Source organism: Chromatocurvus halotolerans (assembly GCF_004340525.1).
Classification (GTDB): Bacteria; Pseudomonadota; Gammaproteobacteria; order Pseudomonadales; family Halieaceae; genus Chromatocurvus; species Chromatocurvus halotolerans.
Map to the genome: position 1 here is coordinate 1 of NZ_SLWX01000031.1, position 9,233 is coordinate 9,233.

General features: G+C 55.6%; 9 protein-coding genes and 1 pseudogene. 4 read left to right on the plus strand and 6 right to left on the minus strand.

The genetic code is table 11. The features are described from left to right. Window positions 1-380, plus strand: a 380-nt coding sequence (locus tag EV688_RS17090) for a hypothetical protein (RefSeq protein WP_207895412.1), incomplete at its 5' end; no start/stop codon positions are given. Between the two features lie 13 nt (window positions 381-393). Here the strand turns inward: EV688_RS17090 and EV688_RS17095 are convergent. Then, on the minus strand, window positions 394-1,206 hold the full coding sequence (locus EV688_RS17095) for a metallophosphoesterase family protein (RefSeq protein ID WP_117319714.1): 813 nt from the start codon (window positions 1,204-1,206) through the stop codon (window positions 394-396). Next, window positions 1,203-2,192, minus strand: a complete 990-nt coding sequence (locus tag EV688_RS17100; protein ID WP_117319715.1) for a diacylglycerol/lipid kinase family protein — start codon at window positions 2,190-2,192, stop codon at window positions 1,203-1,205. Before EV688_RS17100 ends, EV688_RS17095 begins: the two co-directional genes overlap by 4 nt. A 368-nt stretch (window positions 2,193-2,560) precedes the next feature. On the opposite strand from EV688_RS17100, the gene EV688_RS17105 reads away from it, so the two are divergent. Together EV688_RS17105 and EV688_RS17110 are read left to right on the plus strand one after the other, a co-directional pair. Further along, the gene (locus EV688_RS17105) at window positions 2,561-3,523 is read left to right on the plus strand and encodes a hypothetical protein (protein WP_117319716.1); all 963 of its coding nucleotides are present in this window, start codon (window positions 2,561-2,563) and stop codon (window positions 3,521-3,523) included. Window positions 3,524-3,601: 78 nt separating this feature from the next. Then, complete coding sequence (locus tag EV688_RS17110) at window positions 3,602-5,563, plus strand: alkaline phosphatase D family protein (protein WP_205686748.1); 1,962 nt, start codon at window positions 3,602-3,604, stop codon at window positions 5,561-5,563. Between the two features lie 66 nt (window positions 5,564-5,629). On the opposite strand, the gene EV688_RS17115 is transcribed toward EV688_RS17110, so the two are convergent. The 3 genes from EV688_RS17115 to EV688_RS17125 form a co-directional block, all read right to left on the minus strand. Beyond that, window positions 5,630-5,857: a putative ATP-dependent zinc protease gene (locus EV688_RS17115; protein ID WP_117319717.1), complete on the minus strand. Its 228-nt coding sequence runs from the start codon at window positions 5,855-5,857 to the stop codon at window positions 5,630-5,632. Continuing rightward, window positions 5,854-6,642: an FkbM family methyltransferase gene (locus tag EV688_RS17120; RefSeq protein ID WP_117319718.1), complete on the minus strand. Its 789-nt coding sequence runs from the start codon at window positions 6,640-6,642 to the stop codon at window positions 5,854-5,856. The genes EV688_RS17115 and EV688_RS17120 overlap by 4 nt, the downstream gene beginning before the upstream one ends. A 184-nt stretch (window positions 6,643-6,826) precedes the next feature. After that, entirely contained in the window at window positions 6,827-7,363 is a 537-nt protein-coding gene (locus tag EV688_RS17125) for a DUF5666 domain-containing protein (RefSeq protein WP_117319719.1), read from the minus strand. 434 nt (window positions 7,364-7,797) lie between these two features. Here EV688_RS17125 and EV688_RS17130 point away from each other — a divergent pair, with 434 nt between their 5' ends. Beyond that, the gene (locus EV688_RS17130) at window positions 7,798-8,655 is read left to right on the plus strand and encodes a hypothetical protein (protein ID WP_131917723.1); all 858 of its coding nucleotides are present in this window, start codon (window positions 7,798-7,800) and stop codon (window positions 8,653-8,655) included. A 178-nt stretch (window positions 8,656-8,833) separates the two neighbouring features. On the opposite strand, the pseudogene EV688_RS17135 reads toward EV688_RS17130, so the two are convergent. Beyond that, window positions 8,834-9,136 (minus strand): annotated as a pseudogene (locus EV688_RS17135) (DUF533 domain-containing protein); the annotation flags it as partial. Window positions 9,137-9,233 lie beyond the last annotated feature (97 nt).

Below are 9,233 nucleotides of genomic sequence, written 5' to 3' on the forward strand. Positions count from 1 at the left end.
ATGGAAGCTGTCATGCGTGTTCTCCTGTGGTCGACCAGGAGAACGGTACCGCTGGCTTAGCGGATAGAATAGAACGCCTCAGAATGAACGGTTACAACGTACTGGGCAGCAACACCTTTGATCTGCTGGTCTGCATTCCCATCGGCGTGCTGATTGCAGGTGCCGCCGTGGTCAACTTTTCCATCGCTGCTCCCATGCTGGCGATCCTTACACTGGCCACCGTTGCTCTGTTTCTGATGATGCGGACGCACATGATCCTGTCCCGCATTGAATCCATCTGTTTGCTCGGATTGTATGTGGCGTTCGTCGTCTGGATCACACTGGAGACCTTCGCTGTGGTGGATATCGTGCCATCGCTTCCACCCAACATGGTCGCCTGATCCGTGGGCAGGCTCAATCGCCGCGACTGAGTACCAAAGTATGGCTGTGCACGGTCATGAAGAGATCCTGCCGGGCGCAATAGTCCCATCTCTCAACGCAGCAGGTGTGCTGCTCCTGCTCGCAGGCGTGCTCGATCAGATTGACCGAGTTGGGAATGCCGCCACGCACCCGCGATGAAAGCGACGTACCCGCCTGTGCAGTCCAGGCCCGGCGGCCCGCGTCACCGTCGTGACCGCGTAACGGCCAGACATAGGGTAGATGAATATGCCCACCGACCAGCAGATCGAGTCCCGCATCGACCCATGTCGGCACAGCCTCCTCATAGCCTATCAGCAGGTTTGTCAGGTCGGACTCTTCGCGCGCACGCACGGGATGGTGCTGCATGACCATGCGCAGCTGTTCCGGTCGCGCCGACCTGAGTCTCTGGGCAACGCGGTCGATCTGCGCGCTGTTGACCGCGCCATCCTTGTGCCACTCCGGGCGCGATGTGTTTAGGCAGAGCAGCAACAGGTCCTTACTCTCGTATTCTGGCTCCAACTGTTCACCGAAGGCGCGCCGGTAGTTGCCATAGGGATTCAACCAGCGGGCTATAAGGTTGAAGAGTGGAATGTCATGATTGCCCGGCACTGCCAATACCGGTCCGGGCAGCTGTCGGATAAATTCGCCGGCGGCGGCAAATTGGGCGCGCCTTGCCCGCTGGGTTATATCGCCGCTGAGCAGCGTAACGTCCGCTTGTTGCTCGCTGGCAAGGCGTAGTAAAGCCTGCACGACATGCGGTTTCTCGGTGCCGAAATGGGGATCAGAAATCTGCATTACGCGACTCATGGATGTTCTTCCATCGCCGGATCACGTGGTACCAGGAGGGGCAGTTTATCTGGTGAGATGCGAAACTCCAGGGGGGCGCTCATCCGGGTGATTTCGCCGTCCATGGCTACCTTCATGCGAGCGCGACCGCGGCGCGGCTGGACGGTCATGGTGTCAAAGCTGAAGCTTTCGACATTCTCGGCATCGCCGAGACGGCTGAGCAGGCCCCTTATGAGCAAGCCATAAAGCGCGAGCGTACCTCGGGAACGGGACGTCATGGCGACCAGATGATGCCGCTCGATATCGCCCACCCGATCTATTCCCATGTGCTTTAGCTGAAGAGCATTATTGTCAACGACGAGTGCGGGCGTGTGCACATCGCGCCGGGGTTTTCCTTCAAGGTCAATCTGCAGATGCAGTGAGCGATGCGCTCGCATCAGCGTGACCAGGGCTGACCAGAGAGCCACGGGTCTGCTGCGGCCGTACCGGCGCTTGTAGGTCTCGCGGTCTTCCAGAAGCTGTGGATACAGACCGATGCTGGCATTGACCAGAAATACATGACTGTTGAGTAAGCCGACATCGACAGGCCGGATCACTGCATCAAGGAGGCAGGCGAGGGCGGCTTCGGTGTCCTGTGGGATACCGTACATCCTACCAAAATAGTTGAAAGTGCCCTGGGGCAGAATCCCCATCGGCACGTCTTTGCCAAGTACCTCATTGGCCACGGCGTTCAGCGTTCCGTCGCCGCCTACGGCCACTACGATCCCGGACTGCTCCCGGGCGAGATCCACGGCACGTCTGGCGGTCTCAACCAGTTGCGACCCCGTGTTGACCTGCATCAGCTCGTAGGATTTACCACTTTCTGAGAGCACGCGCTCAATCGTGCTTCGGGTTTCGTGTCCATCCAGGCTCCCGGACGCGCTGTTCATGACCAGGAACAAGGGCTCGGTGCCTGAAAGTAAGGTCGTTGGATCGAGTTCGGTGGTGTCTGATGCAGCGTCGGTCATCGGTAGCGCCTCTGAGTCGGGTGTTGAAGTGCTCAATGGTTGCTCTCATGGCAGGTTGACTCTCGTGAAACCTCAGGCCGGCAAGCGTTTCCAGCACTGTCTCTCGTCCGGTAGGCCAGAATTTAGGAATGTATCAACATTATTGAACGGAGGGTGGTCGCGCGGTTCACCGCGTTGAGTATTGCGGCTATCGTCGACTGGACCCTCGACGCCTATCCAATAGGACACCCAATTTCTGCCCGGGTTCGATACTTGCTGACGGTGCGCGCTCGCCGCCCCAGTGAATACCGAATCCATCCTCCTCGCAACGACGAGGCAATGAATGTTACGGTTTTCTGGCAATCCATAGTGACGGGGAGCCTGCGGCAATGCAGAGCCATGGTGCGGATATCCAGCGTCTCGAGCGCTACGACAACAGTAAATCTGAATACACTCTGGCGATTATTACTGACGAAGACGATGCATCGCAGTTGGAATTGGAAAACGGGCAAGTCGCATGGGCCTCTACGTTGCGACATGACAAACTGTTCAGGAAGGTCGATCGGTCTACCGGCCAAATCCATTATGAGCTGCAGGATATACCTGAGGAGGAGGGTGGTGAGCACCAGCTGATCAGCCTTCTTGCCGAGGGTGGTCGCGGCGCCGAGTTTTCCGAGCTGGTCATGTTCGGCGAGCGTCTGTTGACGTTTGATGATCGCACCGGTTTGGTGTGCGAGATTCGCGAGCAGAATCAGCTGGTCCCGAGACACATCCTGATGGCCGGTTGCGGTGATGAACTGTTCAAGGGCTTCAAAAGCGAATGGGCGACACTGTGGGGAGAGCAACTGATCATCGGGAGCCACGGAAAAATGGATGCCGAAGAATGGGTGAAGGTTCTGGATCGTGATTATGGGCTGACCAGTCTGGACTGGAGCCACTACTATCAACGGATGCGCGATGTCGTGGGTGTTGGGGAGGATGGTTATGTGATCCATGAGGCGGCAGAATGGCACCCGTTTCGTCGCGAGTGGCTGTTCTTTCCACGCAAAATATCGCTGGAGCCTTATGAAAAGCACGCTGACGATCGGTATCGGGGTGCGAATGTGCTCATTGTCGCCAATGAGGATTATGATCAGATTCATGCGATTCCGATGGGAGACCACATCCCCGAGCGGGGGGTCTCCACATTCAAGATTGTCCCAGGACACCCGGAAGAGTGCGTTGGTTTGAAGAGTGTGGAAGTGGGCGATCGCACAGAAACATACTTTTTTGCATTCAACCTCGATGGCGATATCCTGCAGGATGATGTTTTTATCGGTGCCTACAAATGCGAAGGGATTGAAATACTCTAGTGTTCGACGAAGTTTTCGTGAATACAAAAAGGAGTGGCGGAGCGGGTCATTGTTGACGTGTGTTCCGCGAGACAACCTGTGGGCCTGACTGATGACGCAGTCGAGCAGCCGATTGCCGACCGTGCTCTCCCGCCGGTACTCGCCGGTCCCATCATTCGACGGGCGACCGCCGACAGCCTCGTGCTTTGGCTGGTGACGTCGGATCTCACCGAATTTCAACTGCGAATAGCCCAGAACGGAAAACTTGTTGAGCGACGCCTGCGTGACGAGGAGGTCCAGGTCATGCCCGTGGGAATACGTGCTTTTCTGCACTTAATCCACATCCAGTTTGACGGGCTCGTGTCCCAGGGCGTTCTGACGGGATACGATCTGGGTATGGCGTCCGGGGCCGAGGAAGGCTCGGTCAGGTGGATTGGAGACTGGGCACCCCACTTATGCCGACCTGGTGCGCGTCGGCCGGATTATGTGGTCAAAGACCGCCTGGATCGGGTCCTTCACGGTTCCTGCCGGCGCCCCCATCATCCGGCCGGTGACGGTCTGGCGCGGGTCGACGCCGAACTTCTTGCCGCGGGGGACACGGTCAGTGAGCGTCCCGCCTTGCTGATGTTGACAGGCGACCAGATCTACGCGGACGACGTCGCCGGTCCGATGCTGAACGCGATACACCAACTCATTGAGCGGCTTGGGCTGTTTGATGAATGGATTGCGGAAGCCGATGTGGCCGACAGCCGGGCCCTGCGGAGCGACTCACAGACTTACTACCAACGGCATCAGTTGCTGCCCGACACACAGCGCAATGTAGCGCTGCTTGAGCGCTTCTTTGGTGGAGCGAGAAAGCCGGTATTCACCACCGCCAATGCACGGAACCACCTGATTTCCCTGTCAGAAATCATCGCCATGTACCTTCTGGTCTGGTCACCCGTTTGCTGGCGGCTGGTCATCCGACAGGAACCCCTATTGGAGAGCCCCAAGGATGTGGCAACGTACCGGGAGGAGCAGGAACTCGTGGAGGCGTTCGTTGCCGACCTACCCAGCGCGGCCCGTGCACTGGCACATATTCCCACCTACATGATTTTTGATGATCACGACATTACCGATGACTGGAACCTTTCCGCTTTGTGGGAGAGGACAGTTTACGAGCACCTGTTTTCGCGTCGCATTATCGGTAATGCACTGATTGGCTATCTGCTCTGCCAGGGCTGGGGCAATGATCCCGAGGCCTTTGTCGATGTCATGCCGCGGGTGACGAATCTGCTGCAGGAAATCGATGCAGACGGATTTCTCTCTGGTTCGTGTCAAAACGCGGTGATCGACGAACTGCTACGATTCAATAACTGGCATTACATCCTGCCCACATCGCCGCCTCTGGTCGTGCTCGACACCCGCACTCACCGCTGGCGCAGTGAAGAGTCCCCGGGTCGACCGTCCGGCCTGATGGACTGGGAAGCGTTGTCGGCGTTCCAGCAGTCGATAATCGGAGAGGATGCGGTAATTGTTGTGTCGCCAGCGCCCGTGTTCGGTGTCAAGCTGATTGAAGTCGTGCAGCGGGTGTTCACCTTTCTTGGCAAGCCGCTGGTGGTGGATGCGGAAAACTGGATGGCCCATCGTGGTACCGCCAGCGTCCTTTTGAATATCTTCGGCCATACCGGGACCCCTGAGACCTTCGTCATTCTGTCCGGGGACGTGCATTATTCCTTCGCCTACGATATACGCCTGCGTCGCGCGACTGACAGTCCACGCATCTGGCAGATCACCAGCAGCGGTATCAAGAATGAATTCCCGGATGGTCTGCTGGAAATGCTGGACCGGCTGAATCGATGGCTGTATGCACCGCGCTCGCCGCTTAACTGGCTTACCAAGCGCCGCCGCATGCGCATTACTCCGCGATTACCGACCGGGCGAGAGGCGGGTGAGCGGTTATGGAATCGTGCGGGAATCGGTTTGCTCATGCTGGATAATCAGGGCGCGCCAAGCGCTATCTGCCAGCTCGATGCCGATGGTGGTGGCACTCGTTTTCTGAGCAAATCAGAGTCCGCTTGATAAACCTTGACCGCGCATTACCGCAGTAAGCGTTACCATCCCAACTTGCTCATCGCACGCAATGCTTTATCTGCCGATATTATCGTCGTCGCGCTGGAATTCTGCAAGGTCCACTGCATGCATTGCCGAAGTCAGAGCGCCACTGTCGAGCTTCGCCTTGGTCTTGATGCCCCAGGGTTGAATTTCAATAAATTCCACCCAGCCGAACCTTGTCGCCTCAGTGTCTGCGAAGACGCTAGCCGGGCCGCAAAGGCCTATCAGCATCGCAATGTGCGCGAGAAGCGTTTTTATCATGGACCGTCTACCTCGACCTTCTGGCGTGTTGCGAGTACATCGTAGTGTTTGCCTGATCGGGTCCGGGCAAAGAAGCGAAAGTCATGCATGACCAAAATTTCCTGAAGCCGGGCTGCATTGCTCCACCGGTCGTCGACCTCGTAATACACTGCGAATGCCGTGTTCAGATATCCGGCTTTGCCGAGGGTTTGTAGAACCACTTCTTCATGACCTTCTACATCAATTTTGATTATCGCAGGGTGACCGGGTTTGCGCTCTCCGAGCCACGCCGGTCCTACTGTCTGTATCATCTCGCTCCCACGCAATAGTTTCGAGGGGGCTTTCCTGAGGGTAGCTGCACCACTGTGACCGACTTTGATCGATATGGGGCACTCGCCAACGTTATCGGAGACGGCGCAGCGGAATGCTGTTATCTTGCTGGCATTTGCGTTCGCACGAATGTTGTCTTCAAGCAGTGCAAAGGTCTTCATCACTGGCTCAAAGGCCAGGGCCTGCGTGCACCATGGCGACTGAACTGCGATCAACGAGTAAAGCCCCTGGTTTGCCCCGACGTCGATAAACGCAAACTCCCTGGTCTGCTTCGAAAGATAATCTGTTAATAGCGTGGGGTAGGAACCGCGGTAGCAGAAGTTGAACGTGGCATCCGTCCAGTTCTTCCTCAGCCAGACCCCTTGCCTGGAAAGAACAAAGTCAGATGAGAGTTCGGGTCTGTCGTCTCGGGGCCCGCCGCTCGGTTCCAGAATACTGTCGGTGCTCAATGGGTCCAGTCTGTTCAGTTCGTGCACATAACGCTCCTATTAACCGAAATCCGGAGTGTATGACAGTATTAAGACGGAATGATGACAAGTAGACCGTGATTGGTTTCTGCTTAAACGAACTGCAAGGTAGAAGATTATCGTCAAGTGATTTGTTTATGAGGTGGGGAAAACTCGTGGCCACGAGCAGGCCCGTAGCCACGAGTCCGAAGCGCTAGCTTTCAAGATTATTGAAGAGCGTTGTTACGGTGTCCGCCTCCAGCACACGCCCATCGAAAAGTTCATTGTTCATGTTGCCTGTGACGCTCACGATGTCGCCCTTTTCGATCTTCTGATAACCCTCGTCGTCGAGCGGATCATAGACCATATCGTCCGTTTCCACGGTGAGCTTTTGTGCACCAACATCCAGTGCAAACGATTCGTCATCCGTACTCGAGACTGTTCCCTGCACCGTCATGTTGGAAATCACGAGTGGCGTGTTCACCGTGATGACAGGGTCCTCTTCGTCAACGGAGTTCGCATAGAAATACGTGCCCAGAGATTCGACATAGACGCTGCTGGCCTCGATCTTCGCCATCTCGTAGAAGTCATCGTCGATGACGCCGGCGACGCTGACCTGATCGCCCTCGACAAGCTTGTAGGCGTCTGCGTCGCGATCACCATCGTCGAATTCGACCGTGATCACACCCTGCCCGTAGTCCAAGGTAAACGAGTCTTTTGTTACATCGTCGACCGTACCATCGATATTCACGTACGAATCATCGGGTTGCGAGTAGGGCGCAGGCGCTGCATTGGCCCACGTCGCGCTACCTGCTACAAGTACTGCGAGTAAAGCTGTTGACGTGCGTATCATAAGTCCTCCAGTGACTAATTTCTTTTGGCGGCCCCCATACCCAGAGTGGTAAAACCGATGTGTTGACCGCCTCCAGCAAGCGCTTCAAAGATGCATCTTCGGTTGCGATCTATGACTAGCGCCCTCATCGCTTACGACAGGTGTGAGGTGAGAAGTTCCATCTCTCGACCTGAGCGACGAATTCAAACACAGCCAACTTGTTCTCAAGTTTTGCTGCATCTAGCGTGCCACGCGCAGACGGGTGTGAACTTTGCTGGCGCTACTCTGTCGACCATTGCTGTGTTTCTTGTGCGCCGGCATACCGCTGCGGTTGTTGTAGTGAGAGGAGAATTATGAACATCAAGAATCGGCGTTATCTGTTTTTTTCACCGCTTTTTCTTGTCTTTTGCCTGAATGGCTTCGCGATGGCCGCAGATAAGCAGTCACTGCCGCCGAATGCTCATCCAGAGCCGTATGGTAAAGGGTGGGACTGTGATTTTGGGTATCAAGAGGAGGGAGGCCAGTGTAAAGCCCTGGAGCTGCCCGACCATTCTTATATTTCTCCAGTGGGCAACGATTGGGAGTGTAATCGCGGATACCGGCAAGACGGTGATGATTGCGTGAAGATACGAGTTCCTGAAAATGCGTACCTGGATCCTATTGAGTATAGAGGCTGGTCTTGTAAAAGAGGCTTTCGTTCTATCAATAATGCATGTGAAAAGATTCACCTTCCAAAACATGGCTATTTGACGTTCGGAGCATACGGTGACTCTTGGGATTGTCGCCGGGGATACCGCAGGACAGAAACAACATGCGAGCCGATAAAGGTACCAAGGCATGCTTATCTCGACGACGCAAGTGCGGAAGGCTGGAGCTGCGAATTAGGCTATGGGAAGGAAGATGCCAAATGTCTTGAGATCGTAGTTCCTGAGAATGCATTCCCAACCTACACTGATGACGGTAGCGGCTGGCAGTGTTCGCGCGGTTACCAAGCCGTGGAAGGCAAGTGTGTGAAAGTCGTAGTTCCTGATGATGCTTATCTGACCGCAGCTGGTGATCAATGGGAATGCGTTCGTGGCTACATGAAATCTGGCAATGAGTGCATTGATATCGATATTCCGCAGAATGCGCATCTCGATTACTCAGGAGATGAGTGGCGATGCAATGACGGTTATGCTCAGGAGGAAGATAAGTGCATTCGTAACTGGTAACGCCATCGTGGCATTGATTCTTCGCAGGGCCGCTGAGAGCACTAAAGGATTTCAACGGGAGGGGAGCCGGAATGCGTCCACCGCGTATTCGATTGGTGAACACTCCTGAAACAGTGGAGATGCGTGTGACCCGCTGACCCCACCTCATGGTATACAGGTCTCAAGACGAGGCCTGGTTTTACTGAATGGGCGACAGAACTTGTCTGTCAAGTTCCTCTGGCATGCCGGGCGGAAGCTTCAGCGCGGCTGCGAGCTGGTCTAGCCACGCTCGCTCCATCGGATTCTGGTCATCAACGATGGCAGCGCTGACCAGATACATCTCACGCGCCGCTTGTGGAGAGTCCGCCTGGCTTGCCACCATTGATGCATCCAGTGGGGCATCGAACTGCTGCTGTATCCAGTTATGCAGTTCATCATCCGCGCCAAGACCATCAATCTCCTGCGTGATTAGCGCGCGCTCATCAGCGTCCACGTGGCCATCTGTGTTGGTTGCCGTTTAAAACTGACCCAGGATTTCCATCCAATTCTGACCCGGGTTACGGGTGCCCAGTATATCTAGGCGTCTGTGGATAAGTCTG